General features: G+C 61.4%; 25 protein-coding genes. 10 read left to right on the top strand and 15 right to left on the bottom strand.

All coding sequences use genetic code 11. The annotated features are described in order from the left end of the window. Positions 1-9: 9 nt before the first annotated feature. On the bottom strand, positions 10-720 hold the full coding sequence (locus CRO23_RS14325; protein ID WP_016928084.1) for a MurR/RpiR family transcriptional regulator: 711 nt from the start codon (positions 718-720) through the stop codon (positions 10-12). Between CRO23_RS14325 and CRO23_RS24935 the strand changes: the two genes are divergently transcribed. Both CRO23_RS24935 and potD read left to right on the top strand, forming a co-directional pair. Further along, positions 710-1,027, top strand: coding sequence for a hypothetical protein (locus tag CRO23_RS24935; RefSeq protein ID WP_141398625.1), 318 nt, complete (start codon positions 710-712; stop codon positions 1,025-1,027). The two genes, CRO23_RS14325 and CRO23_RS24935, sit on opposite strands and share 11 nt — an antisense overlap. Beyond that, positions 957-2,000 (top strand): spermidine/putrescine ABC transporter substrate-binding protein PotD, encoded by a 1,044-nt coding sequence (gene potD / locus CRO23_RS14330; protein WP_079449345.1) that lies wholly within the window; start codon positions 957-959, stop codon positions 1,998-2,000. Before CRO23_RS24935 ends, potD begins: the two co-directional genes overlap by 71 nt. A gap of 48 nt (positions 2,001-2,048) precedes the next feature. Here potD and cobB read toward each other — a convergent pair whose 3' ends face one another. The 5 genes from cobB to lolC all read right to left on the bottom strand — a co-directional run bounded on the left by cobB (position 2,049) and on the right by lolC (position 7,094). Continuing rightward, a complete protein-coding gene (cobB, locus tag CRO23_RS14335) occupies positions 2,049-2,885 on the bottom strand; it encodes a Sir2 family NAD+-dependent deacetylase (protein ID WP_016928086.1) in 837 nt (278 codons plus the stop codon). A 91-nt stretch (positions 2,886-2,976) separates the two neighbouring features. Further along, positions 2,977-3,894, bottom strand: a complete 918-nt coding sequence (gene nagK / locus CRO23_RS14340; RefSeq protein ID WP_048795582.1) for an N-acetylglucosamine kinase — start codon at positions 3,892-3,894, stop codon at positions 2,977-2,979. A gap of 53 nt (positions 3,895-3,947) precedes the next feature. Further along, positions 3,948-5,195 (bottom strand): lipoprotein-releasing ABC transporter permease subunit LolE, encoded by a 1,248-nt coding sequence (lolE, locus tag CRO23_RS14345; protein ID WP_049300655.1) that lies wholly within the window; start codon positions 5,193-5,195, stop codon positions 3,948-3,950. After that, positions 5,195-5,899 carry a lipoprotein-releasing ABC transporter ATP-binding protein LolD gene (gene lolD, locus CRO23_RS14350; protein WP_004941120.1) on the bottom strand — a complete coding sequence of 235 codons (705 nt, stop codon included), beginning with the start codon at positions 5,897-5,899 and terminating at the stop codon, positions 5,195-5,197. Before lolD ends, lolE begins: the two co-directional genes overlap by 1 nt. Then, positions 5,892-7,094, bottom strand: coding sequence for a lipoprotein-releasing ABC transporter permease subunit LolC (lolC, locus tag CRO23_RS14355; protein WP_097102315.1), 1,203 nt, complete (start codon positions 7,092-7,094; stop codon positions 5,892-5,894). Before lolC ends, lolD begins: the two co-directional genes overlap by 8 nt. A 38-nt stretch (positions 7,095-7,132) precedes the next feature. On the opposite strand from lolC, the gene CRO23_RS14360 reads away from it, so the two are divergent. Next, complete coding sequence (locus CRO23_RS14360) at positions 7,133-7,393, top strand: hypothetical protein (protein WP_097102317.1); 261 nt, start codon at positions 7,133-7,135, stop codon at positions 7,391-7,393. A gap of 10 nt (positions 7,394-7,403) precedes the next feature. After that, on the top strand, positions 7,404-10,877 hold the full coding sequence (mfd, locus tag CRO23_RS14365) for a transcription-repair coupling factor (protein ID WP_049300657.1): 3,474 nt from the start codon (positions 7,404-7,406) through the stop codon (positions 10,875-10,877). Positions 10,878-10,909: 32 nt separating this feature from the next. Here the strand turns inward: mfd and CRO23_RS14370 are convergent, their stop codons facing one another. Then, on the bottom strand, positions 10,910-12,010 hold the full coding sequence (locus CRO23_RS14370; RefSeq protein WP_016928092.1) for a GGDEF domain-containing protein: 1,101 nt from the start codon (positions 12,008-12,010) through the stop codon (positions 10,910-10,912). Between the two features lie 324 nt (positions 12,011-12,334). Here CRO23_RS14370 and CRO23_RS14380 point away from each other — a divergent pair, with 324 nt between their 5' ends. Beyond that, positions 12,335-12,820 carry a heme-degrading domain-containing protein gene (locus CRO23_RS14380; protein ID WP_004941092.1) on the top strand — a complete coding sequence of 162 codons (486 nt, stop codon included), beginning with the start codon at positions 12,335-12,337 and terminating at the stop codon, positions 12,818-12,820. Between the two features lie 232 nt (positions 12,821-13,052). Further along, complete coding sequence (gene dauA / locus CRO23_RS14385) at positions 13,053-14,741, top strand: C4-dicarboxylic acid transporter DauA (RefSeq protein WP_016928094.1); 1,689 nt, start codon at positions 13,053-13,055, stop codon at positions 14,739-14,741. 47 nt (positions 14,742-14,788) lie between these two features. Here the strand turns inward: dauA and kdsA are convergent, their stop codons facing one another. From kdsA to hemA, 6 genes are read right to left on the bottom strand one after another with little or no spacing between them, the layout of a single operon-like run. Next, positions 14,789-15,643, bottom strand: coding sequence for a 3-deoxy-8-phosphooctulonate synthase (kdsA, locus tag CRO23_RS14390; protein ID WP_004941087.1), 855 nt, complete (start codon positions 15,641-15,643; stop codon positions 14,789-14,791). A 58-nt stretch (positions 15,644-15,701) separates the two neighbouring features. Further along, positions 15,702-16,511 (bottom strand): invasion regulator SirB1, encoded by an 810-nt coding sequence (sirB1, locus tag CRO23_RS14395; RefSeq protein ID WP_016928096.1) that lies wholly within the window; start codon positions 16,509-16,511, stop codon positions 15,702-15,704. Beyond that, positions 16,508-16,909, bottom strand: a complete 402-nt coding sequence (locus CRO23_RS14400) for a SirB2 family protein (protein WP_170913124.1) — start codon at positions 16,907-16,909, stop codon at positions 16,508-16,510. Before CRO23_RS14400 ends, sirB1 begins: the two co-directional genes overlap by 4 nt. A gap of 41 nt (positions 16,910-16,950) precedes the next feature. Continuing rightward, a complete protein-coding gene (gene prmC / locus CRO23_RS14405) occupies positions 16,951-17,784 on the bottom strand; it encodes a peptide chain release factor N(5)-glutamine methyltransferase (protein WP_097102321.1) in 834 nt (277 codons plus the stop codon). Then, positions 17,784-18,869, bottom strand: a complete 1,086-nt coding sequence (gene prfA, locus CRO23_RS14410; RefSeq protein ID WP_016928099.1) for a peptide chain release factor 1 — start codon at positions 18,867-18,869, stop codon at positions 17,784-17,786. Before prfA ends, prmC begins: the two co-directional genes overlap by 1 nt. Before the next feature lie 31 nt (positions 18,870-18,900). Then, positions 18,901-20,163 (bottom strand): glutamyl-tRNA reductase, encoded by a 1,263-nt coding sequence (hemA, locus tag CRO23_RS14415; protein WP_016928100.1) that lies wholly within the window; start codon positions 20,161-20,163, stop codon positions 18,901-18,903. Positions 20,164-20,630: 467 nt separating this feature from the next. Between hemA and lolB the strand changes: the two genes are divergently transcribed. From lolB to prs, 3 genes are all read left to right on the top strand, one after another. Further along, a complete protein-coding gene (gene lolB, locus CRO23_RS14420) occupies positions 20,631-21,254 on the top strand; it encodes a lipoprotein insertase outer membrane protein LolB (RefSeq protein ID WP_004941069.1) in 624 nt (207 codons plus the stop codon). Next, positions 21,251-22,117, top strand: coding sequence for a 4-(cytidine 5'-diphospho)-2-C-methyl-D-erythritol kinase (gene ispE, locus CRO23_RS14425; RefSeq protein ID WP_016928102.1), 867 nt, complete (start codon positions 21,251-21,253; stop codon positions 22,115-22,117). Before lolB ends, ispE begins: the two co-directional genes overlap by 4 nt. Positions 22,118-22,291: 174 nt before the next feature. Further along, on the top strand, positions 22,292-23,239 hold the full coding sequence (prs, locus tag CRO23_RS14430; RefSeq protein ID WP_004941061.1) for a ribose-phosphate diphosphokinase: 948 nt from the start codon (positions 22,292-22,294) through the stop codon (positions 23,237-23,239). Between the two features lie 185 nt (positions 23,240-23,424). Here the strand turns inward: prs and ychH are convergent, their stop codons facing one another. Then, entirely contained in the window at positions 23,425-23,703 is a 279-nt protein-coding gene (gene ychH / locus CRO23_RS14435) for a stress-induced protein YchH (protein WP_004941056.1), read from the bottom strand. Between the two features lie 301 nt (positions 23,704-24,004). Here ychH and pth point away from each other — a divergent pair, with 301 nt between their 5' ends. Next, the gene (gene pth, locus CRO23_RS14440) at positions 24,005-24,595 is read left to right on the top strand and encodes an aminoacyl-tRNA hydrolase (RefSeq protein WP_028128042.1); all 591 of its coding nucleotides are present in this window, start codon (positions 24,005-24,007) and stop codon (positions 24,593-24,595) included. Positions 24,596-24,632: 37 nt separating this feature from the next. Here pth and CRO23_RS14445 read toward each other — a convergent pair whose 3' ends face one another. Continuing rightward, positions 24,633-26,162, bottom strand: coding sequence for a SulP family inorganic anion transporter (locus CRO23_RS14445; RefSeq protein WP_016928106.1), 1,530 nt, complete (start codon positions 26,160-26,162; stop codon positions 24,633-24,635). Positions 26,163-26,494: the final 332 nt, after the last annotated feature.

Genomic DNA, 26,494 nt, shown 5'->3' on the forward strand with positions numbered 1-26,494 from the left:
GCGCGGCCGTCAGCGGCCGCGTCGTTCAAACCAGGCGGTGATCACATTCTCGAATCCCAACAGACAGTGACCGAAAAACGGGTTGGGATAGTAGATATCGTGATCGTATTTTTGCCGGTCCTCAAACAGAAAGGTCATGTCGGCCTGCTGCGCCAGCGGGCTGTCGCCGTCGCCGCAGAAGGCCGCCAGCAGAATGCGGTTACGCTTCACCGCCTCGCCCCAGCTCAGCGCCGAGCCGCTGTTGCCCGACTTTGAAATCACGATCACCATGTCGAAGCGAAAGCGCGTCTCACGGTCAAGAATATCGAAATCCGGCCACAGCGACAGGTAACTGTCTACGCCCAGCGTCATAAACTTGTTGTACATATACTGCGCCACCAGCTGCGAAAAACCGCTGCCGTGGATCAGGATCTTGCCGCTGTCGAGCAGATCGAGAAACTGCGCCTGCTGGGCCGGCGGTGCCGCCGACGTAGGGCGTTCCGCCTGGTAGGCCGGCGCCATCGTCAGGTTGAATTTGATGAAATAGACCAGTTCGAGATAGCCGCGAAAGCCCAGCTTTTTAGCCAGCCGCACCAGCGTCGAGGGGGAACTGTAGCAGCGCGCGGACACCGCGCGGATGCCGTCGTCGATGCAGGCGTCCGGGTTGTCGAGAATGCAGTGCAAAATCGTCAGATCCGTCTTGCTGAGCTCCGCCTGGCTGAAGACCTGTTTGAAATTCATCGCCGCCCTCGTTTATTCGCCAAAATTATTGTTTCGCACGCGCTTCACCGCCTGTCCAGCGCGAGACACACAAATTGTGATGCGCTTTAAGCCGCCGAACCCCTTGATTTGCCAGCGGGATAACCGCCTTTACCCACTCCGCCCCGGCCCCTATAATGGCCCCTTTCTGGGGTATGGCGCGGCCGAAAACGGCAGCCCATACGGGTTCGGCTCACTACTGCTGAAGGATACGCTGCATGAAAAAGTGGTCACATCTGCTCGCAGCCGGGATGATGGCGCTGAGTTTCTGCTCTGCAAACGCCTCTGACGGCAAAACGCTGTATTTCTATAACTGGACTGAATACGTCCCGCCGGGGCTGCTGGAGCAGTTCACCAAAGAAACCGGCATCAAGGTGATTTATTCCACCTATGAATCCAACGAAAGCATGTACGCCAAGCTGAAGACCTACAAAGACGGCGCGTACGATCTGGTGGTGCCTTCCACTTACTTCATCGCCAAGATGAGCAAGGAAGGCATGCTGCAAAAAATCGACAAGAGCAAGCTCAGCCACTTCAAGGATCTCGATCCTACCCTGCTGAACAAGCCGTTCGATCCCAACAACGACTACTCCATCCCTTACATCTGGGGCGCTACCGCCATCGGCGTTAACAGCGACGCGCAGGATCCGTCCACCGTCACCGCCTGGGCCGATCTGTGGCAGCCGCAGTACAAAGGCCGCCTGCTGCTGACCGACGATGCGCGCGAAGTGTTCCAGATGGCGCTGCTCAAGCTGGGTTATTCCGGCAACACCACCGATCCGAAAGAGATCGAAGCCGCCTACCACGAACTGCAGAAATTGATGCCGAACGTGCTGGCCTTCAACTCCGACAACCCGGGCAACCCGTTTATGGAAGGGGAAGTCAACGTTGGCATGGTGTGGAACGGTTCGGCCTTTGTGGCGCGCCAGGCCGGCACGCCGCTGGAGATCGTCTGGCCGAAAGAAGGCGGGATCTTCTGGATGGACAGCCTGGCCATTCCGGCCAACGCGCGCAACGTCGAAGGGGCGCTAAAGCTGATAGACTTCCTGCTGCGGCCGGAAATCGCGGTGCAGGTGGCGGAAACCATCGGTTACCCGACGCCGAACCTGGCGGCGAAGAAGCTGCTGTCGCCGGAGATCGCCAACGACAAGTCACTCTACCCGGATAAGACGGTGATTGAGCACGGCGAGTGGCAAAACGACGTCGGCGACGCCAGCACGCTGTACGAAAGCTACTTCCAAAAGCTGAAAGCCGGGCGCTAATACGCCCCGCCATCCCATCAGGGCGCGCAGTGCGCCCTGATGCCTTTCTCAGGGCCTGTCGGCCCGCGCCACCTTGCCCACCAGGAACTTGTGCACAAAACGCGGCACCACTTCGCTGGCCAGACCGTAGTGTTTCTCATCGAACTGGCTCTCTACCTGGCTCGGTTCCAGGTTCAGCTCCATGGCGTAAGCGCCGCCCAGCCGCGCCTCATGCACGAAGCCGGCCGCCGGGTAGACATGGCCGGAGGTGCCGATAGCGACGAAGAAATCGGCCTTGCTCAGCGCCTGGTAGATGTCGTCCATGCCCAGCGGCATCTCACCGAACCACACCACGTGCGGCCGCAGCGGCGCCGGGAACTGGCAGCAATGGCAACGATCGTCAACGCTGAGATCGCCGGGCCATTCGAACACCTGCCCCGACTGGGTGCAACGCACCTTCAGCAGTTCGCCGTGCATGTGCAGCACCCGCTTGCTGCCGGCGCGCTCATGCAGGTTATCAATGTTTTGCGTGACCAGTAGGAAGTTGTCCCCCAGCCACTCTTCCAGATCCGCCAGCGCGCGGTGCGCGGCGTTCGGGACGATCTCCTCCGTCTGCAGCTGACGGCGGCGTTCGTTGTAAAACGCCTGCACCAGCGCCGGATCGCGCTGGAAACCTTCCGGCGTGGCGACGTCCTCCACCCGGTGCTCTTCCCACAGCCCATCCGCGGCGCGGAAGGTGCGAATGCCCGACTCGGCCGAAATGCCGGCCCCGGTCAACACCACCACAAACGGCTTTTTCAGCTCGGCCGCCGCCATGGTGTCACGGTGAAAAATGCGTGAACGAAAGCGCTGATGCAGCACATGCTTACTCTTGCGAAACTGACACAGCCGATGGCGAGTGTGCATTAACTCTCTCCTTACTTTTCCCTGTTTACCCTTCTTACTGGACGTTGCGGCGTTGTTGGCTGCATACATTCACGCCTTGCCTCAACGCCCATTACGTTGGGCGAGCCAAATTGAGGAACGCCGCGCCGCGCACGCCGCCGGCGTCGCCATAGCGCGCCTTCTCGATGCGCGGCAGCCGGGCCACCCGCAGCAGGTGCGCCGGCAGCCGCTGCGGCAACGCCTGGTAAATGGCGTCGAAGTTCGACAGCCCGCCGCCGATCACCACCAGGTGCGGATCCAGCACCGTCAGCAGGTTGCCCAGGCAGATCGCCAGCACGTCCATAAAGCGGTCGACGTGAGCCACCGCCTGCGGCTCGCCCGCCTGATAATGCGCAATGATCTCGGTGGCAGGCAAGCGCCGGTCATAGAAATGGGCGTACATCCATTCGAAACCGCGGCCCGATATGTAATTTTCAATGCAACCCTGATGGCCGCACCCGCAGGCAACGCGAGGCACATCACGCCCCAGCACCTCGAGCGCGTCCACCGGCAGGCGCAAATGGCCGAACTCGCCGGCGATATAGTTGCGCCCGGGCACCGTCTTGCCGTCGACGATCAGGCCGCCGCCTACGCCGGTGCCGAGAATGATGCCCAGCACCGTCGGGTAGCGGCGGAACTCGTCGTCCCAGGCTTCCGATAGCGCAAAGCAGTTGGCGTCGTTATCGACGCGCACCTCGCGCCCGATCAGCGCCGCCAGATCGCGCGGCAGCGGCCGCCCCATCGCCGCCGGCACGTTGGCGGTAAACAACGTGCCGTCATCGTCGTTGGGCAGGCCCGGAATACCGATGCCGACGCTGCCACGCCGGCCGCAAAACGCATCCGCCTCAAGGGTCAGATCGCACAGCGTGGCCAGCAGCTGCCGGTAATCTTCACGCGGCGTCGGCACCCGCTTTTGCCAAATGCGCTGCAGGTTGTCGTCGAACACCCCCAGCTCAATCTTGGTGCCGCCCATATCGAAACCGTAGTACATAACCCATCCCCAGGCTAAAAAAACGGGGCGGCATCGCTGCCTCCCCGTCGGTTTTATTGTCCGCTCAGCACCCGCGCCGGATCGATGCGGCTGGCGCGCCTCGCCGGATACCAACTGGCCAACAGGCTCAGCACGATGGCGGTCGCCAGCACGATCAGCACATCCAGCCAGTGCAGCTCGGAAGGCAGGAAGTCGATGAAGTAAATATCGCCCGACAGGAAGGAGTGACCGACCAGTTTCTCGACGCCCCGGATGATGTTGGTCAGCTGCAGCGAGGCGATCACCCCGATCACCACGCCGCTCAGGCTGCCCAGCAGCCCGGCCAGCAGCCCGTACCAGATGAAGATGGCGCGGATAAAGCCGTCTTTGGCGCCCAAGGTGCGCAGCACCGCGATGTCGGCGCTTTTGTCTTTCACCGCCATCACCAACGTGGAGACGATGTTGAAGCAGGCCACGCCGATCACCAGCACCATCGCCAGGTACATGATGGCGCGGATCATCTGGATGTCGCGGTACATGTAGCCGTACTTGCCGATCCAGCTCTTGATGTAGATGTAAGCGTTGGTCACTTCGCCGGCGTCGCGCACCAGCTTGTTGGCGGCGAACACGTCGTTCATCTTGAGCGCGATGCCCGTGACGCTGTCACCCATGTCGAGATACTGCTGCGCATCGGCCAGCGGCACCAGCGCCAGGCTGTGATCGAGCTGGCCGCTGAGCTGCAAAATGCCGGTCACGTGCAGGCGAATGCGCTTCGGCTGCAGCAGCTTCATTTCCGGGTCGCTGTTGGGGATCATCACCGTGACATAGGCGCCCTGCTTGACGCCCAGCGCGTCGGCCACGCCCTTGCCGAGGATCACCTGCTGCTCGCCGGGCTTGAAGTTGGCCCAGGCGTCGCCCTGCACATACTGCGGCAGCGCGCTCAGTCGGCTCTCCTGCTGCGGATCCACGCCTTTGACTTCCACCGCGCGCAGCTGCGCGCCGTTTTCCATCAGGCCGGTAAAGTTAATGTACGGCGCGGCGGCCAAGATGCCCGGCACCTTTTCCACCCGCTGCAGAATCGACGGCCAGCCGCTGAACGGCTGATTGACCGGTTCGAGTTCGCCGTGCGGCACCACCGCCAGAATGCGGTTCTTGAGCTCGCGCTCAAAGCCGTTCATCGCGCTCAGGCCGACGATCAGCACCGCCACCCCCAGCGCGATGCCGATGGTGGAGATGACCGAGATCAGCGACACCATGCCGCCGCGTTTACGGCCGCGGCTAAAACGCAGGGCCGTCAAGAAGGACAGTGAGGCTCCCGCCATTACTCGGCCCCCATCAGGGTCAGTTGCGCCTGCAGGTGGCCGTCGGCCATTTCCAGCTGGCGGCTCAGGCGCTTGGCCAGCTGCAGATCGTGCGTTACCACCAGGAAAGCGGTGCCCTGGCGCACGTTCAGCTCGCCGAGCAGATCGAAGATGCTGTCCGCGGTGCGCTTGTCGAGGTTGCCGGTCGGTTCGTCCGCCAGTACCAGCGCCGGGTTATTGACCAGCGCGCGCGCGATCGCCACGCGCTGACGCTCGCCGCCGGAAAGCTCGGACGGGCGGTGTTTGCTGCGCTTTTCCAGCCCGACCGCCGCCAGCATCTCCCGCGCTTTCTCCTGCGCCTGCGCCGGCTTGGCGCCGCCGATCAAGAGCGGCATGGCGGCGTTTTCCAACGCGGTGAAGTCCGGCAACAGATGGTGGAACTGATAGATGAAGCCCAGCTGGCGGTTGCGCAGCTCGGCCTTGGCCGCCGAAGACATGGCGTTCAGCGATTCGCCCTTGAAGATCACCTCGCCGGAGGTCGGCGAGTCCAACCCGCCCAGCAGGTGCAACAGGGTGCTCTTGCCGGAACCCGAGCTGCCGACGATCGCCATCATCTCGCCCTGCTGCATGGCAAAGCTGACATTGCGCAGCACGTCGGTGTGCAGATTGCCTTCCTGGTAGGTCTTGCACAGGTTGTCACACTGCAGCAAAAGATGGTTACTCATAACGTAAAGCCTCAGCGGGTTGTACGGCGGCAGCGCGCCATGAAGGATAAAGCGTGGACAACAGGGAAACCGCCATCGCCACCACGGCAATGATCGTCACCTGCAGCGGATCGACCGCCACCGGCAGCGAAGCGCCGTCGATCAAGGCGCCGAGGATCGGCATCAGGTTATTCAGGTTGGTGGCCAGCAGCACGCCGAGCAGCGTGCCGAGCAGCGAACCGATGATGCCGGCGCTGGCGCCTTGCACCATGAACACCGACATAATCTGGCGGCGGGTCAGCCCCTGGGTCTGCAGAATGGCGACCTCGCCCTGCTTCTCCATCACCAGCAGGCCGAGCGACGTAATGATGTTAAACGCCGCCACCGCCACGATCAGGCTGAGCAGCAGCCCCATCATGTTCTTCTCCATACGCACCGCCTGGAACAGCTCGCCCTTGCGATCGCGCCAGTCTTTCCAGACAGTGCCCGCCGGCAGCGCCTGTTGGCTGAGGGTATCGACCGTCAGCGGCTGTTGCAGGAACAGGCGCCAGCCGGTGATGTTGCCGGCCGGGTAGCGCATCAGGCGCGAAGCGTCCTGTTGGTTGACCAGCAGCTGATAGCCGTCCACCTCGCTGTTGGCGTGGAAGGTGCCGATGAGAGTGAACAGGCGCTGGCTGGGAATGCGGCCCATCGGCGTGAACTGGCTGGCGCTCGGCACCATCACGCGCAGTGAATCGCCGCGCTTGACGCCCAGTTGCCCCGCCAGCTGTTCGCCGATGATGATGTTGTATTGGCCCGGCTGCAGTTGCTGCTGCTTGACGTTGACCAGATACGGGGTCAGCGGATCGGCCTCGTCGGGATTCACGCCGAGCATCACCCCGACCGCCACGCTGCGGGCGCTTTGCAGCACCACGTCACCGGTGGTCAGCGGCGCGACGCGCGTGACGCCCTGCAGCTTCTGCACCTCGGTGGCCGGCAGCTGCTGCGGGTTGACCGATCCTTGCGGACTGGTGACCAACGCCTGCGGCATCAGGCCGAGAATGTTGTTTTCCAGATCCTTTTCGAATCCGTTCATCACCGACAGCACGGTGACCAACGCCATCACCCCCAGCGTAATGCCGATGGTGGAAAGCCAGGACACAAACCGCCCGAAGCGGTCTGAGGCTCGCCCGCGCATGTAGCGCAGGCCAATGAATAACGCGACAGGTTGATACATGAAATCCGTTTGATAGCCGTGGCTTAAGCAAAGTGATCATGGATAATAAAGGCTCTCCCTCGTTTAGGGAACACCCGAGGGCCTTTTATTGCGTGGCGGCGAAGAGGGAGACGGCGGCAGCTTCGCGCGTTATTTATCTTCAGCCGCAAAAAACAGACGGCATTAACCGGTTAAATAACCGGCAGAAAATTGATGAGCAGCGCTTTTTGCTGTGTCAGTTTGCCGGCCGCTGGGCTACTATAAACAGCATAAAGGCGCTGGGTTATCCGTGCCGGGACGCCATCCAACACATTGATTAAAGATACCTGAATGAGCACTTCCGATAGCCGTAACCGTTCTTCATCCCCCCGTTATTCTCTGCCCGATCGCGCGGGCGATCTGCGCCAACTGGGGCAACTGACCGGCGCGGCCTGTGCCGTGGAGTGCGCCGAGATCGTCGAACGCCACCCTGGCCCGGTGATGCTGATCGCGCCGGACATGCAAAACGCCCTGCGGCTGCGCGACGAGATCCAGCAGTTCACCGATCAGATGGTGACCACGCTGTCCGACTGGGAAACCCTGCCGTACGACAGCTTCTCGCCGCATCAGGAAATCATCTCGGATCGTTTGTCGAGCCTGTATCACCTGCCGACCATGGCGCGCGGCGTGATCATTCTGCCGGTCAACACCCTGATGCAGCGCGTCTGCCCGCACGAATTCCTGCACGGCCACGCGCTGGTGATGAAGAAAGGCCAGCGCCTGTCGCGCGACAAGCTGCGCGCGCAGTTGGAACAGGCCGGTTACCGCAGCGTCGATCAGGTGATGGAGCATGGCGAATTCGCCACCCGCGGCGCGCTGCTCGATCTTTACCCGATGGGCAGCGATGAGCCTTACCGCATCGACTTTTTCGATGACGAAATCGACAGTCTGCGCATCTTCGACGTCGATACCCAGCGCACGCTGAGCGAAGTCGAGGCCATCAATCTGTTGCCGGCCCACGAGTTCCCCACCGACAAGAACGCCATCGAGCTGTTCCGCAGCCAGTGGCGCGAGCAGTTTGAGGTGCGTCGCGACGCCGAGCACATCTATCAGCAGGTCAGCAAAAGCGCCTGGCCCGCCGGTATCGAATACTGGCAGCCGCTGTTCTTCAGCCAGCCGCTGCCGTCGCTGTTCAGCTACCTGCCGGCCAATACGCTGATCGTCAATACCGGCGATCTGGAGGGCGCCGCCGAGCGCTTCTGGCAGGACGTCAACCAGCGTTACGAAAGCCGCCGCGTCGATCCGATGCGTCCGCTGCTGGCGCCGGATACGCTGTGGCTGCGCGTTGATGCGCTGTTCGGCGAGCTGAAGGCCTGGCCGCGCATCGCGCTGAAAACCGATGAGCTGCCGGCCAAGGCCGGCAATACCAATCTGGATTACCATGCCCTGCCCGATCTGGCGGTGCAGGCGCAGCATAAATCCCCACTGGATAATTTGCGGCGCTTTATCGAAGGCTTCGACGGTAGCGTGATTTTCTCCGTCGAGAGCGAGGGGCGGCGTGAAACGCTGCAGGATCTGCTCGGCCGCATCAAGCTGGCGCCGGCGCTGATTCAGCGTCTCGATCAGGCGGAGACGACAGGCCGTTACATGATGGTCGGCGCCGCCGAACACGGCTTCCTCGACGGCCTGCGCCAGCGGGCGCTGATCTGCGAAAGCGATCTGCTCGGCGAGCGCGTCAGCCGCCGCCGGCAGGACAACCGGCGCACCATCAACACCGATACCCTGATCCGCAACCTGGCGGAGCTGCATCCCGGCCAGCCGGTGGTGCACCTGGAGCACGGCGTTGGTCGCTACGTCGGCCTGACCACGCTGGAAGCCGGCGGCATCAAGGCCGAATACCTGATCCTCTCCTACGCCGGTGAGGACAAGCTGTACGTGCCGGTGTCCTCGCTGCATCTGATCAGCCGCTACGCCGGCGGCGCGGACGAAAACGCTCCGCTGCACAAACTGGGTGGCGACGCCTGGACGCGCGCGCGGCAGAAAGCGGCCGAGCGGGTGCGCGACGTAGCGGCCGAGCTGCTGGATATCTACGCCCAGCGCGCCGCCAAGGCCGGTTTCGCCTTCAAACACAACCGCGAGCAGTACCAGCTGTTCTGCCAGAGCTTCCCGTTCGAAACCACGCCGGATCAGGAACAGGCGATCAACGCGGTGCTGAGCGACATGTGTCAGCCGCTGGCGATGGACCGCCTGGTGTGCGGCGACGTCGGCTTCGGTAAAACCGAAGTGGCGATGCGCGCCGCCTTCCTGGCGGTGGAAAACGGCAAGCAGGTGGCGGTCCTGGTGCCGACGACACTGCTGGCGCAGCAGCACTTCGACAACTTCCGCGATCGCTTCGCCACCTGGCCGATCCGCATCGAGATGATGTCGCGTTTCCGCAGCGCCAAAGAGCAGCAGCAGGTGCTGGACGACGCGGCCGAAGGCAAAGTGGACATCATTATCGGCACCCACAAGCTGTTGCAGAGCGATCTGCGCTGGAAAGACCTGGGGCTGCTGATCGTCGATGAAGAGCACCGCTTTGGCGTGCGCCACAAGGAACGCATCAAAGCGATGCGCGCCGACGTCGATATCCTGACGCTGACCGCCACGCCGATCCCGCGTACGCTGAACATGGCGATGAGCGGCATGCGCGATCTGTCGATCATCGCCACCCCACCGGCGCGCCGGCTGGCGGTGAAGACCTTCGTGCGCGAATACGACAGTCTGGTGGTGCGCGAGGCGATCCTGCGCGAAGTGCTGCGCGGCGGCCAGGTTTACTACCTCTACAACGACGTGGAAAACATCGAGAAAGCGGCGCAGCGCCTGGCTGAGCTGGTGCCGGAAGCGCGCATCGCCATCGGCCACGGCCAGATGCGCGAACGCGATCTGGAGCGGGTGATGAACGATTTCCACCACCAGCGCTTCAACGTGCTGGTGTGCACCACTATCATCGAAACCGGCATCGATATCCCCAGCGCCAACACCATCATCATCGAGCGGGCCGATCGCTTCGGCCTGGCGCAGCTGCACCAACTGCGCGGCCGCGTCGGGCGTTCGCACCACCAGGCTTACGCCTATCTGCTGACGCCAAACCCGAAAGCCATGGGCACCGACGCTCATAAACGGCTCGAGGCCATCGCGTCGCTGGAAGATCTCGGCGCCGGTTTCGCGCTGGCGACCCACGATCTGGAGATCCGCGGCGCCGGTGAGCTGCTTGGAGAAGATCAGAGCGGCCAGATGACCACCGTCGGCTTCTCGCTCTATATGGAGCTGCTGGAAAGCGCCGTCGACGCGTTGAAAAACGGCCGAGAACCGTCGCTGGAAGATCTCACCAGCAGCCAGACCGAGGTAGAGTTGCGCATGCCGGCGCTGCTGCCGGAAGATTTCATTCCCGACGTCAATACCCGCCTGTCCCTGTATAAGCGTATCGCCAGCGCGAAAAACGACGGTGAGCTTGACGAGCTGAAGGTCGAGCTGATCGACCGCTTCGGTCAACTGCCGGATGCGGCGCGCAATCTGTTGCAGTGCGCGGCGCTGCGCCTGCATGCGCAGAAACTGGGGATCAAACGCATCGAGAGCAACGAGCGCGGCGGCTTTATCGAGTTCGGCGACAACAACCGCGTCGATCCGGGTTATCTGATCGGCCTGTTGCAGGGCAATCCGCAGGTTTACCGCCTGGACGGCCCGAGCAAGCTGAAGTTCACGCTCGATCTGGCCGATCGCCAAAAACGCCTGTCGTTCACCGAAGAGCTGCTGAACGCCTTCCGCGAGCATACGCTGGCGGCCTGAGCCAACGCCCCCGCCGTGGCGGCGGAGGCGGCTTATTCGCGCGGGAATCCGGCGCCCAGCGGCGCCAGCTGCATCACGCGGCTGGTCACCACCCGGTTTTTACCGCCGCGCTTCGCCTCATACAAGGCCTCGTCGGTCATGGCGATCGCCTTGTCCAGCGTCATGCCCGGCAGATACAGCGACACGCCGATCGACAGCGTGATGTGCGCTTCGTCATGCGCATTCAGCAAGAACGTCGAGCTCTCAACCGCGCTGCGAATGCGCTCCGCCACCCCGCCGATGACCTTCGGATCGTAGCTGGCGGTGATCACCATAAACTCTTCGCCACCGTAGCGCCCGACGAAGTCCTCATTGCGCACGCTGTTTTGCAGCAGCCGGCCGACGCTGGCCAGCAGCACGTCACCGGCCGGATGACCGTAGGTATCGTTGATGCTTTTGAAGTTATCCAAATCGAGGATCATCAGCCCACACGGGCGGCGCTCGGCACGCTGCAGCATCAGCTGATAATCGACGCTGGCGCGGTTGTTGATGTGGGTCAGGCTGTCGGTAGTGGCGCGCGCGCGCATCGCGAAATAGGCGTAGATATGGCGCTCTTTGAAATTCAGCGCATGATAACAAATCGCCAGACAGAGCGCCGAAGCCGCCTGGTACAGCAACACATCCGGCCACAGCCCGCTCAGGTCCACCAACAGCCACACCACAACGATGCGATACAGCGCGATGACGCCGATCGTCAGGTAAAACACCCGATGGGATTTCTTCAGCCACACCCGCGACAGCAGCAGCGGCGCGACGATCGAGGCGATGAACAAGTTATCGACGGTGAAACCGCCGGTCAGCGCCATGGCGAACAGAAAACTCACCAGCCCGCTGACGCCGCCGCCGAAGAAAGTCACCAATATCATCGGGATCATAGCAAAGCTGTAATGCACCTTATCGGTCAGCTCCAGCCGATCCTGGCTCAAATACAGCACCGCCACCCCGGCCAGCAGGCCGAAAACAACGCGCTTCCACAGTGCGGATTGATAAGAAAAAGGGGCATTCTTGCTGAGAAGGAAATAGCTTATCGACAACGTCGCGTAGGTGATGCAGGCGTCGCTGTAAAGGGTGGAAATGGACGCAATGTAAGTCATAAATAGTCAGCGCGCTCCTCGGGATCGCCAGGGGGGTAATGTGCAGACGTTGAATAACGCATCCCTGTCGTCTCCGCTTCGGCGGCGGCCATTTATACCCGTCGTCTTTCAAACCGCAGCGTTGTTACCTGCACGCTCTCACCCCAGTCACTTACCTGAGGAAGCTCCTGGGGATGCGATCGCTGGGCGCCTAGCTGCAATTTGAAATCCATAGGGATACACAGTCTATTAATAGAGTAGCAGTTCTATCTTATCGCCAAGCCGTCTATCTCACGACGCACGCTTCAGGCTACTCTGAGCGTTGTGTTATCGGGGGAGAACCGCATGAATATCGACGATGAACTGCAAGCGCTCAGCGAACAGGAAGCGACGCTGGCCTTTACCCATTTTGACGCCGCCACCGCCTGGGAACTGGGCGCGGCGCTGAAAACCGCCGCCGAGCGGCGCGGCCTGAGCATCGCCATCGAGATCCAACTGGCCGGGCAGACGCTGTTTTATTACGCCATGCCGGGCGCCACGCCGGACATTGCCGACTGGGTGCGGCGCAAGCGCAATCTGGTGAACCATTTTCACAAAAGCTCTTACGCCATCGGCCTGCGCCTGCAGCAGCGGCAAACGTCGCTGGAGGAGCGTTACGGGCTGAGCGTGCGCGACTATTCGGTGCACGGCGGCGCCTTCCCGCTCACCCTGACCGGCCTCGGCTGCGTCGGCAGCATCAGCATTTCCGGCGCGCCGCAGAAGGAAGATCACCAACTATTGGTGAGCACTTTAGCCCACTTTCTCGGCTTATCCCTGCCCGCCCTGCAATAACCGTTAAAACCTTGACTGTCACTTTCCTTTTCAGCCGCAGAATCTGCGGCTGACTTCTCTATTTTCGGCATTTAGCGCCGAACAAAAGGGCGACTCTCTGATTTCCTGCGCCAAATTGACACAGGTCTGGTAATCCGCTGAACAAAAGGCGTATGGTATCTGTCACGTGACAAGACGGACCTCATCGGGCCCGCCATTCCTTTCACTTTTGAAGATTTGGTACGCACCGTAGATGAAAACCCATGAAATAAACAAAATTCGCCCCTTCAGCGCGCTGATAGACGCCTGCTGGCGGGAACCTTATAACCTGGCGCGGTTGCTGAAAGACGCTATCGCCGGGGTGACGGTCGGTATTATCGCCATCCCGCTGGCGATGGCGCTGGCGATCGCCAGCGGCGTGCCGCCGCAGTACGGCCTGTATACCGCCGCCATCGCCGGCATCGTCATCGCCGTCAGCGGCGGTTCGCGCTACAGCGTCTCCGGCCCCACCGCCGCCTTCGTAGTGATCCTGTATCCGGTTTCTCAGCAGTTCGGCCTGGCCGGCCTGCTGGTCGCCACGCTGATCTCCGGGGTATTTCTGCTGCTGATGGGGCTGGCGCGCTTTGGCCGGCTGATCGAGTACATTCCGCTGCCGGTGACGCTCGGCTTTACCTCCGGCATCGCCATCACCATCGCCACCATGCAGATCAAGGACTTTTTCGGCCTGCAGCTGGCGCACACGCCGGAAAATTACGTCGGCAAGCTGTACGCCCTGCTGCAGGCGCTGCCGACGCTGGATTTCGGCGATACCCTGATCGGCGCCGTGACGCTGCTGATCCTGATCTTCTGGCCCAAGCTCGGCCTGCGGGTGCCAGGCCACCTGCCGGCGCTGCTGGCGGGCACCGCGCTGATGGGGCTGCTGACGCTGTTTGACCACCCGGTGGCGACCATCGGCTCCCGCTTCAGCTACCTGCTGGCCGATGGCAGCAGCGGCCAGGGCATCCCGCCTATCTTGCCGCAGCTGCTGCTGCCCTGGGATCTGCCGGGCGGCGGCGGGCAGCCGTTCACTCTGAGTTGGCAAACCGTTTCCGCCCTGTTGCCGGCGGCGTTTTCGATGGCGATGCTCGGGGCGATCGAATCGCTGCTGTGCGCGGTGGTGCTCGACGGCATGACCGGCAAGAAGCATAACTCGAACAGCGAACTGATCGGCCAGGGCGCGGGCAACATCATCGCGCCGTTCTTCGGCGGCATCACCGCGACCGCCGCGATTGCCCGCTCGGCCGCCAACGTGCGCGCCGGCGCCACCTCGCCGGTGTCCGCCATCATCCACGCGCTGCTGGTGCTGTTGGCGCTGCTGGTTCTGGCGCCATGGCTCTCTTATCTGCCGCTGGCGGCGATGGCGGCGCTGCTGTTGATGGTCGCCTGGAACATGAGCGAGGCTCACAAAGTGATTTACCTGCTGCGCCGGGCGCCGAAGGACGACATTCTGGTACTGCTGCTGTGCATGTCGCTGACGGTGTTGTTCGACATGGTGATCGCCATTACCGTGGGCATCGTGTTGGCGTCGCTGCTGTTTATGCGCCGCATCGCCCGCATGACGCGGCTAAGCGAACTGAGCACCGATGACGGCCGTCTGGTGCTGCGAGTGAATGGCCCGCTGTTCTTCGCCGCCGCCGAGCGCATCTTTAGCGAACTGCTGGCGCGCAGCGAGGACTACCGAACAATCGTGCTGCAGTGGGATGCGGTGCCGGTGCTCGACGCCGGCGGCCTGAACGCCCTGCGGCGCTTTATCGACGTGCTGCCGGCGGATAAAAAGCTGGTGATCACCGACGTGCCATTCCAGCCGCTGAAAACCCTGGCGCGCGCGCGGGTGCAGCCGATCGAGGGCCGCTTGCAGTTCTATCCGACCCTGCCGGAAGCGCTGGCGGCCACCGGCGCCTAAACGTAAAAAAGCCCGACAAGTCGGGCTTTTTTTATGGCGACGAGCGCTTAGTTGCTGGTATCCAGCTCCGGGAAGCTCTTCACCAGGTCGTCAATGGCTTTCATCTGCGCCAGGAACGGTTCCAGTTTGTCCAACGGCAGCGCGGAAGGACCGTCGCACTTGGCGTTGTTCGGATCCGGGTGCGCTTCGAGGAACAGGCCGGCCAGGCCAACCGCCATACCGGCGCGCGCCAACTCGGCCACCTGAGCGCGGCGGCCGCCGGACGCGGCACCGAATGGATCGCGGGTCTGCAGCGCGTGGGTCACGTCGAAGATCACCGGATGGCCGCCAGTGACGTTCTTCATCACGTTGATGCCCAGCATGTCGACCACCAGGTTGTCATAGCCAAAGTTGCTGCCGCGATCGCACAGGATCACCTGGTCGTTGCCGCCCTCTTTGAACTTGTCGACAATGTTGCCCATCTGCCCCGGGCTGACGAACTGCGGCTTCTTGACGTTGATCACCGCGCCGGTTTTCGCCATCGCTTCCACCAGATCGGTCTGACGCGCCAGGAAGGCCGGCAGTTGGATCACATCAACCACTTCGGAAACCGGCTGCGCCTGCGCCGCTTCATGCACGTCGGTGATGATTTTCACGCCGAAGGTTTTTTTCAGCTCTTCGAAGATCTTCATCCCTTCTTCCAGGCCCGGACCGCGGTACGAGTGGATGGAAGAACGGTTGGCTTTGTCGAAGGAAGCTTTGAATACGTAAGGAATGCCCAGTTTTTGCGTCACGGTGACGTAGTGCTCGCAGATGCTCATCGCCAGATCGCGCGATTCCAGCACGTTCATACCGCCAAACAGCACAAACGGCAGGTCGTTTGCTACGTCGATGTCGCCAATGCTAACCACTTTCTGTTTCATGCTTTCGCCTTTGTTAAGGTTGTTACCGTCGCCTTGCAAACTGCACGGAGTCATTGAATTAATGCAGCGTCACCTGTTTCGGCTCAATCGAGTGGATCTGTACTTTGATCACTTCGCTGACCGGGTCTTCAGGACACTGCTCGACAAAATAGTTGAGATCGGAAATCGCGATGTGGTTGCACTCCAGCTGGGCATAAATCAGCCCGCGGTCGCGGATCTCGTACGGATCTTCCGGATCGAAGCACAGCACCGTTTCGCTGGTGCGCAGCGCCATTTCCAGCTGCTTTTCTTCCATCAGGGCGGCCTTCAACGTGTCCAGCATCTTGCGCACCACCATGATGTTCTCCGACTCATCGAGGTCGTCGTCTTCCAGCTCGGCACCCAGCCCCAGGTTGCCCTTGATCCACACTTCCAGCTGGTGCTCACTCAGGGTTTCGCCGTTCAGCGGGTTGATCAGCCACAGCTCTTCGTCCAGCCAATCGGCGCGCAGGATCAGCTGGGTGGGGAAAATCACCGGCAGCAGCGGCAGATCCAGCGCGTTGGCGATGTGCAGGAAAATGGTGCCCAGAGAGACCGGCGTGCCCTGCCGCCCTTCCAGCACCTTGTCCAGCCAGATGGCGTCCGACAGGCGGTACACGCCGCTGGCGCCGCCGAATCCCCAGGTCTTGTAGAACAGTTCAATGAGCGCATCCAGTTGCTGCTCCTGAGTGATATCGACCGGCACTGCCGCACGCGCTTCATCCACCAGCTGTTGCAGCTTTCGCTCCACGTCGGCAGCCGGGAAGTCGCGCCGCACCGACTGCGACACCAGGATCACCCCTTCGCTCAGCGGCGAGGTGTTAAATTCAAAATCAGCAATGCTACTCATAGGTATCCCATCAGAAACGGTATTTTCGTCGTGGCAAGTTTAATTATCAGATACAGACAGCCCAACGCCAGCACGAACGCCACGGTTCGCAGCCGCTGACTTTTGGTCTTCTTGCCCAATGCGACATAGCCAAGCAGGATATAGATAATAACGCCAAACAGCTTCTCGGTCAGCCATGAGTCCATACCCAGCAGCGGATAAAACCCGAACGTCACCACCAGCGCGATGCCGCTGACGAACAGCAGCGTGTCATTCAGGTGCGGCGCTACCTTGACCCAGCGGCGCCCCATGATCGGCGAGCGGCGCCACTGCCAGTAGAAACGCAGCACAAACAAGGTAATACTGATGGCGACCGTCAGCAAATGGAAATGTTTCAACGCGGTGTATGCAGTCATGATGCTCCCTTAAATGGCCCGGGCGTCGTTATTATGAGGGGCGCTTATCCCGGCCATTGGCCGAGCGTCACGCGGTCGTTGTCGCCGTAATCACGGTGGGTGGCGACAGCGGAAAATCCGGCGGCCTGCAGCAGCGCGCGCACGCTCTCGCCCTGCTGCCAACCATGTTCCAATAGCAGCCAGCCCTGCGGCTGCAAATAGTGCGGCGCCTGGCGCACGATGGCGGCCAGATCCGCCAGCCCGCGATCGGCGGCGACCAGCGCGCTGCCCGGCTCGAAGCGCACGTCGCCCTGTGACAAATGCGGATCGGCGGCGTCGATATAGGGCGGATTGCTGGCGATCAGCGCAAAGCGTTGCCCCGCGACGGGCGCAAACCAGCTGCCCTGTAGAAATCGGACGTTGTCGATCCTCAGCTTGTGCGCATTGTGCTGCGCCAGCGCAACTGCGTCCGGCTGCACATCGACGCCGATTGCCGAACAATCCGGGCGCTCGCTGGCCAGCGCCAGCGCGATGGCGCCGGTGCCGGTGCCGAGATCGAGAAAGTGACAGGATTGCGGCGGCAGGCGCGCCAGCGCCAGCTCCACCAGGCATTCGGTATCCGGGCGTGGGATCAGCGTCGCGGGCGAGACCGACAGCGGCAGCGACCAAAACTCGCGCTCACCCACCAGATAGGCCACCGGCTCACCGCGTTCGCGGCGCGCCAGCAGCGTCTCCAGTTGCTGTTGCTGCGGCGGCGTCAGCAGGGTTTCCCCGAACGCCATCAGGAAGGTTCTGGCCTTGCCGGTCACGAAACCCAACAGGATTTCCGCGTCGCGCCGGGCGCTGTCGCTGTGGGTCAGACGCGCGGCGGCGGCTTTCAGCCAGTGTTGATAGTCCATCACTCTTGCTCGGCGGACAGCGCAGCCAGCTGATCGGCCTGATACTCCTGCACGATCGGCTGGATCAGCATGTCCAGTTTGCCTTCCATCACTTCGTCCAGACGGTAGAGCGTCAGGTTGATACGGTGGTCGGTCACCCGCCCCTGCGGGAAGTTGTAGGTGCGGTTGCGGTCGGAACGATCGCCGCTGCCCAGCAGGTTGCGGCGCGTGGACGCCTCGGCCTGCTGGCGCTTGGCCATCTCGGCGGCGCGAATGCGCGCGCCCAGCACCGACATCGCCTTGGCTTTGTTTTTGTGCTGCGAACGTTCGTCCTGGCACTCCACCACGATGCCGGTCGGCAGGTGGGTGATGCGGATCGCCGAGTCGGTGGTGTTAACGTGCTGACCACCGGCGCCGGAGGAGCGGAAGGTGTCGATTTTCAGATCGCCCGGGTTGATGTCCGGCAGCTCGGCTTCCGGCACTTCCGGCATCACCGCCACGGTACAGGCGGAGGTGTGGATGCGCCCCTGGGATTCGGTTTCCGGCACGCGCTGCACGCGGTGGCCGCCGGATTCAAACTTCAGCTGGCCGTACACGCCGTCGCCGGAAACTTTGGCGATCACTTCTTTGAAGCCGCCGTGTTCGCCTTCGTTGGCGCTCATCACCTCGACGCGCCAGCGGCGGCTTTCCGCATAGCGGCTGTACATGCGGAACAGATCGCCGGCGAAGATCGCCGCCTCATCGCCGCCGGTGCCGGCGCGCACTTCGAGGAAGCAGCTGCGCTCATCGTCCGGATCTTTTGGCAGCAGCAACACCTGCAGCTGCTGTTCCAGCGCTTCGCTGGTCGCCCGCGCCTGTTTCAGCTCTTCCTGCGCCATCTCGCGCATTTCCGGATCGTCCAGCATCATTTCCGCCGTCTCCAGATCCTCCTGCACCTGACGCCATTCCAGGAAGCAGCGGCTGACGTCGGTCAGCTGCGCGTATTCTCGCGACAGCGCGCGGAACCGGTCTTGCTCGGCGATGACGCCGGCATCGCCGAGCAGCGCCTGCACTTCTTCATGGCGCTCTTGTAACGCTTCCAGTTTGGCAACAATAGAAGGCTTCATGCGTGGTAATAAACCCTGTTAATAGAGAAAACTAATGCTGATCCAGCCCGAGGCTGTCGCGTAATAACTGCAACCGCTCCACGTCGCCGTCGCCGGCGGCCTGCTGGAGGGATTTGGTAGGGGCATGAATAAGACGGTTGGTCAGTTTATGGGCCAGCTCGTGAATAACCTGCTCCACGCTGGCGCCCTGCGCGATGGCGGCCAGCGCTTTGGCCTCCATCTCTGCGCGGATCTGGTCGGCCTGCGAACGGTAGTCGCGGATGGTTTCCACCGCGCCCTGCGAGCGCAGCCAGGCCATGAAGTTGGTGCTTTCCTGCTGCACGATCGACTCCGCCTGCACCGCCGCCGCTTTGCGCTGCGCCAGATTGCTTTGAATGATGGCGTGCAGATCGTCCACGCTGTACAGATAGGCGTTGGCCAGTTTGCCGACCTCCGGTTCGATATCGCGCGGTACGGCGATATCCACCAGCAGCATCGGCTGGTTGCGGCGCGCCTTCAGCGCGCGCTCCACCATCCCTTTTCCGATGATTGGCAGCGGGCTGGCGGTGGAACTGATGATGATGTCGGCGTCCGCCAGGCGTTCGTCGATCTCCGGCAGGGTGATCACTTCCGCGCCGACTTCGTCCGCCAGCAATTGCGCGCGCTCGCGGGTGCGGTTAGCGATGATCATGTGCCGCACTTTGTGCTCGCGCAGGTGGCGCGCCACCAGCTCGATGGTTTCACCGGCGCCCACCAGCAAGACGTTGAGATCGGCCAGAGATTCGAAGATCTGCCGCGCCAGCGTACAGGCGGCGAAAGCCACGGAGACCGCGCTGGCGCCGATGTCGGTTTCGGTGCGCACGCGCTTGGCAACGGAGAAGGATTTCTGGAACAGCCGCTCCAGCTCGCCGGACAGCGACTGGCCGCGTTGGGATTCGGCGAAGGCCTTTTTCACCTGGCCGAGGATTTGCGGTTCGCCCAGCACCAGCGAGTCCAACCCGCTGGCCACCCGCATCAGATGGCTGACCGCGTCGTTGCCTTGATGCCAGTAGAGGCTTTTCTTCACCTCTTCCGGACGCAGGTTGTGGTAGGCGCACAGCCAGGCGACCAGCTGTTCGTGCATGTGCTCCTGCTGCTCCACGCTGAGGTACAGCTCGGTGCGGTTGCAGGTGGACAACACGACGCCGCCCTGCACCAACGGTTGTTGGAGCAAGCTGGTCAGCGCCTCATCGATGGACTCTGGCGAGAAGGTCACCCTTTCACGCAGAGAAACCGGAGCGGTTTTGTGATTTATACCTAACGCCAGCAGGGTCATTGCTTCGAGTAATACTTCTGTTGGTACGGGTTCTCGTTGAACGGCATTCTACTTGATGCGCGGGATCAATAAAAGTAACAACCGCATCTTCCGTTCAATCGCTGTCATAGACGACATCAATTAATGAATAAGTAATAAATACAGCGGGATAAATAGTCAAAGGGTAGGTTGATTGTTTAAATTTTAGCGCAGTTTGCGATGACGCGCACGCTATTCGACGCACATAACGGCGGCGTTTGCGCAACTCTGCACCGCTTATCGGGAGCGCCTCCCCCGCCTTCAGGCGATTGTGTTACGCTTAATGGCAACCCCGACGCGCGCGCCGCGTTGGCACTACGCCGGTAAACGCGGCAAGATTCAACGCGATGCAGCAAAAAATTGACGCGCCGCCGGCGCCCCGTTAGCGTGAGCGCTGAATCCGGGTTTCGTCGCGCATGCCCGCAAGGACAAAAGGACAAGAAAAAGTTATGCCAATACGCAAAGTTAGTTTGCTCCGTCTGATCCCGCTGGCCAGCCTGGTGCTGGCCGCCTGTACCACCACCAAGCCGACCGGCCCGGCCACCAGCCCGACCTCACCGCAGTGGCGCGCCCATGAGCAGGCGGTGCAGCAGCTTAGCACCTATCAGACCCGCGGCTCTTTCGCCTACTTGTCTGATCAGAAAAAAGTCTATGCCCGCTTCTTCTGGCAACAGTTTTCGCCGGAGCGCTACCGCCTGCTGCTGACTAACCCGCTGGGCAGCACGGAAATGGATCTCAACGTACAGAAAAACGTGGTGCAGCTGACCGACAACCAGGGCAAACGCTACGTCAGCGACAACCCGGAAGAGATGATCCGCAAGCTGACCGGCATGGCGATCCCGCTGAACAACCTGCGCCAGTGGATGGTCGGCCTGCCGGGCGAAGCCAGCGATTTTGCGCTGGATGACCAATATCGACTGAGCAAACTGACCTACCAGCAAGGCGGCCAGACCTGGAAAGTGGATTACCAGAGCTACAGCACCGAGGTGCAGCCGACGCTGCCGAACCGTCTGGAGCTGCAGCAGGGCGACCAGCGCATCAAGCTGAAAATGGATAACTGGACGCTCAAATGATCCGCCAGTGGCCCTCCCCCGCGAAACTCAACCTGTTTCTGTACATCACCGGCCGTCGTGAAGACGGCTATCACCTGCTGCAAACGCTGTTCCAGTTTTTGGACTACGGCGACACCCTGACCATTGACCCGCGCCAGGACGATCGCATTAACCTGCTGACGCCGGTCGACGGCGTGCCGGACGAGCAGAACCTGATCGTGCGCGCCGCCCGCCTGCTGCAGCGCTATTGTGATGAACAGGGTCTGCAGACCGCGCCGCGCGGCGCCGACATCAGCATCGACAAGCGCCTGCCGATGGGCGGCGGTTTGGGCGGCGGCTCCTCCAACGCCGCCACCGTGCTGGTGGCGCTGAACGAACTGTGGCGCTGCGGTCTTGGCGACGACCAACTGGCTGCATTGGGGCTCAGCCTCGGCGCCGATGTGCCGGTGTTCGTGCGCGGCCACGCCGCCTTCGCCGAAGGCATCGGCGAGCGTCTGCAGCCGGCCGAGCCGCAGGAAAAATGGTATCTGGTGGCGCATCCCGGCGTCGGCATCCCGACGCCGGTTATCTTCGGCGACCCCGAATTAAAAAGAAACACCCCGGTTCGCTCCTTAAGTGAGCTGTTGCAGGCGCCGTACGCAAATGATTGCGAACCGATCGCAAGAAAACGTTTTCGCGAGGTTGAACAGCTTCTTTCATGGCTGTTAGAATACGCCCCGTCACGCCTGACTGGCACAGGTGCTTGTGTGTTTGCTGAATTCGACACAGAAATCGCCGCCCGTCAGGTGTTAAATCAAGCCCCGGAGTGGTTGTGTGGTTTTGTAGCGCGCGGCGTTAACGTCTCCCCACTACATCGCATTCGTTCCGGGCGGTTTGAGTCGTAGCTCAACGTTTCGCTGCGCAGGGTCATGCACACCTGGCCCTGTTATCCCTGCGCTGCCTGCGGTCTCAATTTTAGTTTTACATACCCGTATGTATATTGCGCCGGCGTCGCCGACTGCCCCTTGGCGATGTCGCATGACAATATCTTCTCTGGACGCAAGCCTGAGGTTCTTCTCGTGCCTGATATGAAGCTTTTTGCTGGTAACGCCACCCCGGAACTAGCACAACGTATTGCCAACCGTTTGTACACCAGCCTTGGTGACGCCGCTGTAGGTCGTTTTAGCGACGGCGAAGTGAGCGTGCAAATCAACGAAAATGTACGCGGCGGTGATATTTTCATCATCCAGTCCACCTGTGCCCCGACCAACGACAACCTGATGGAACTGGTTGTGATGGTCGACGCCCTGCGTCGCGCCTCCGCAGGTCGTATTACCGCCGTTATCCCTTACTTCGGCTATGCCCGCCAGGATCGCCGCGTGCGTTCCGCGCGTGTGCCAATCACCGCCAAGGTTGTCGCCGATTTCCTCTCCAGCGTAGGGGTTGACCGCGTTCTGACGGTGGATCTGCATGCTGAGCAGATTCAAGGCTTCTTCGACGTACCGGTAGACAACGTGTTCGGCAGCCCGATCCTGCTGGAAGACATGCTGCAGCAGAACCTGGAAAACCCGATCGTGGTTTCCCCGGACATCGGCGGCGTCGTGCGCGCCCGCGCCATCGCCAAACTGCTGAACGACACCGATATGGCCATCATCGACAAACGCCGCCCGCGCGCGAACGTTTCTCAGGTGATGCACATCATCGGTGACGTGGCAGGCCGCGACTGCGTGCTGGTCGACGACATGATCGACACCGGCGGCACCTTGTGTAAAGCGGCTGAAGCGTTGAAAGAACGCGGTGCCAAGCGCGTATTCGCCTACGCGACGCACCCGATCTTCTCCGGCAACGCCGTGGACAACATCAAGAACTCGGTGATTGATGAAGTGATCGTCTGCGACACCATTCCGCTGTCGCCGGAAATCAAGGCACTGAAAAACGTTCGCACTCTGACCCTGTCCGGCATGCTGGCTGAAGCCATCCGCCGCATCAGCAACGAAGAGTCGATCTCTGCGATGTTCGAGCATTGATCCGTCATCTTTCCGGTGCGGCGCCCACTGCGCCGGAAAGATAGCGCGCTCGACAGCAGAAAAAGAAAAACCCGTTGGTGCGTGAGCAACAACGGGTTTTCTACTCGTAGTCCGACATGACCTCAAACCTTAATGCACGGCAGATGTTCCCTTGCCCTGCTCTTGCTTCCCTTCTGTTTTTTTAATCAATGCGACGAACGATGTTGATCGTTGCGGCACCGTTTATCAAAGTGTTTTACCCACCAGTAGCGATCCGCCACCTGCTCGCGGCCGCCGATACGCGCGCCCACCAGCCACAACAGCGCGCCGACGAAGATGCTCATGATGGCGCCGTGGGCGAAAAACTGCGGCAGATTGAACTGGGATACTTCAGCAATAATGGAGTATCCGACACCGCCGATCATCACGACCAGCCCCAGCCCCATAAAAAAGTTGCCCACTCTGTCCGCGCTTCTACGTTTCATATGCCACCTCCATGATTGCCATGTGCCAACCGGGATAACGCTGCAACTTGTTAACCCACTTTGATAAGTTAAGTATAGTCCCTGTTGCGGCAAGGGGATTGCGGAGGCGATCACAAATGGTAAAGAATTATTGACACTTCTTAACACGGCGCTGAAAATTAGCGGACAAATTGAATTATTCAGCTAATGAATCACTCGCCTTTCTTACCTAAGGTGACGGCAGAGATCGGGTTTTGTCATTCACCGCCCCGACAGGTAGACTAAGGCCCTTTCCATTACCCTGATCATAGCGAATCTCCCAGTGAGCAGTATTAAATTGATAGTCGGCCTCGCCAACCCGGGCGCGGAATACGCCCAGACACGCCACAACGCCGGCGCCTGGTACGTCGATCTGCTGGCCCAGCGCCACAATCAGCAGTTAAAAGAAGAGAGCAAGTTCTTCGGCTACACCGCCCGTTTGAACCTGGCGGGCAACGACGTGCGCCTGCTGGTGCCGACCACCTTCATGAACCTGAGCGGCAAAGCGGTGTTGGCGATGGCCAATTTCTATCGCATCGAACCCAACGAGATCCTGGTGGCGCACGACGAGCTGGATCTGCCGCCCGGCGTGGCCAAAATCAAGCTCGGCGGCGGCAACGGCGGCCACAACGGCCTGAAAGACATCCAGAACAAGTTCGGCAACAACCCGAACTTCTACCGCCTGCGCATCGGCATCGGCCATCCGGGCGACAAGAACAAGGTGGTGGGCTTCGTGCTCGGCAAGCCGCCGGCCGGCGAGCAGAAGATGATCGACGAAGCGATCGACGAATCGCTGCGCTGCACCGAGATGCTGATGAAGGACGGGCTGGAAAAAACCGTTCAGCGCCTGCACAGCTTCAAGGCGCAGGCCTGAACCTTGCCGCAGCGGGCGCCCTGCCCGCTACCGGCTTCTAGCCGCGCGGGTTGAAGGTCTCCTCGCCCACGCGGCGCTCATCGGCGGTGAAGCCCTCTTCCGCCACATAATACTGCGGATCGTCCAGCTCATGGCTGCAGAACGGCCCGGCGCGCTTGAGCAGGCGCACGCAGTCAGCGCTCAGGTGGCGCAGACGAATGCTTTTCCCCGCCGCCAGATAGCGCGCCGTCAGCTTATCGATCGCCTCTACGCCGCTGGAATCCATCACCCGGGTGCCGGCAAAATCCAGCACCACGCTCTGCGGATCGCTCTGCGGGTCGAACAGCTCGGCGAAAGCCGCAGCAGAGCCGAAGAACAGCGGGCCATCCAGTTGATACACCGCCACGTCGCCCGTTACCTGCCGCTGACGCACGCGGATGCGCGCCTGCTGCCAGGCGAACACCAGCGCCGAAATAATCACCCCGCTGATCACCGCCACCGCCAGATCGGTAAAGATGGTGATCAGCGTGACGGCGACCATCACCAGCGCGTCCGCCTTCGGCATGCGGCGCAAGCGACGCAGCGAGCTCCACTCGAAGGTGTTGTAACACACCACCAGCATCACCCCGGCCAGCGCCGCCACCGGCAGCAGGCCGATATAGCGCGACAGGCTGACCACGAACAGGATCAGCAGGATGGCGCCTACCGTGCCGGAGATGCGCCCGCGCCCGCCCGAGGTGAAGTTGATGATCGACTGGCCGATCATCGCGCAGCCGGCGAAGCAGCCGAACAGGCCGCATACCGCGTTACCGGCGCCCTGCGCGATACTCTCGCGGTTGCCGTTGCCCTTCTTGCCGCCCATTTCATCCAGCACCGTCATGGTCAGCAGCGATTCGATCAAACCGACCAGGGCGATCACCACCGCATAGGGCAGCACCACTCGCACCATCTCCAGGGTAAACGGCGCCGTCGGCAGGCTGAAGTGCGGCAGCGCGCCGGAAATGTCCGCCAGGTCGCCCACCCGCAGCGTGTGCAGGTTGAGGCCGATCGCCAATGCCGAGACCACCAGCAGCGCCGCCAGCGAAGACGGAATGGCTTTGGTCAGGCGCGGGAACAGCACCACCACCGCAATCGCCAGCGCCACCAAGCCGTACATCAGCGGGCCCTGCCCGGCGATCATCTTCAGCTGTGCCAGCATGATGACGATCGCCAGACCGTTGACGAAGCCGTGGATCGCCGGCAGCGGCACCAGCCGAATGAACTTGCCCAACCGGAAGGCGCCGATCAGAATTTGGATCCCCCCGGCAAACAGCGTGGCCCACAGCACGTAACCCATGCCGTACTGCGCCGCCAGACTCATCAGCACCACCACAATGGAGCCGGCGGCGCCGGAAACCATGCCCGGCTTGCCGCCGAACAGCGCCGTGACCAGGCCGATAATAAACGCGGTATGCAAACCGACGATCGGCGAAAGACCGGCGACCAGCGAAAAGCCGACCGCCTCGGGGATCATCGAAACCGCCACCACAAAGCCCGCCAGGACTTCATTTTTAACGTCCGCGATCCTGACGTTACTCAGGTTAAACATGCATTATTCACTTATGACAGATGACATCATCTCCCCGCGTAGCGGGTATGGGGTACCGCAAGGCGCGGCAGAGTGCAGGCGGGCACAGCTCAGGGTGGCGTAGGCAAGAAATACATCCGGCGCGTTTCCTGTCGGTTAATCGAAACGGCCAGTATGGGTAAATGTGATCCAAATCTCAATCAAAAACCGGTCGCCCGCGCTGCGCTCCCCCCCGCCAAGCAAGTCTGATCGAGATAAACGCCCATTACGTGTATAATGGCGGCATTATTTTGCCCTTTATGCAGTCGGTTAAACCTAACCAGCTGATAGTTAAGATATTTAAGGTGATTACA

This window comes from Serratia sp. JKS296 (assembly GCF_900215445.1).
Classification (GTDB): Bacteria; Pseudomonadota; Gammaproteobacteria; order Enterobacterales; family Enterobacteriaceae; genus Serratia; species Serratia marcescens.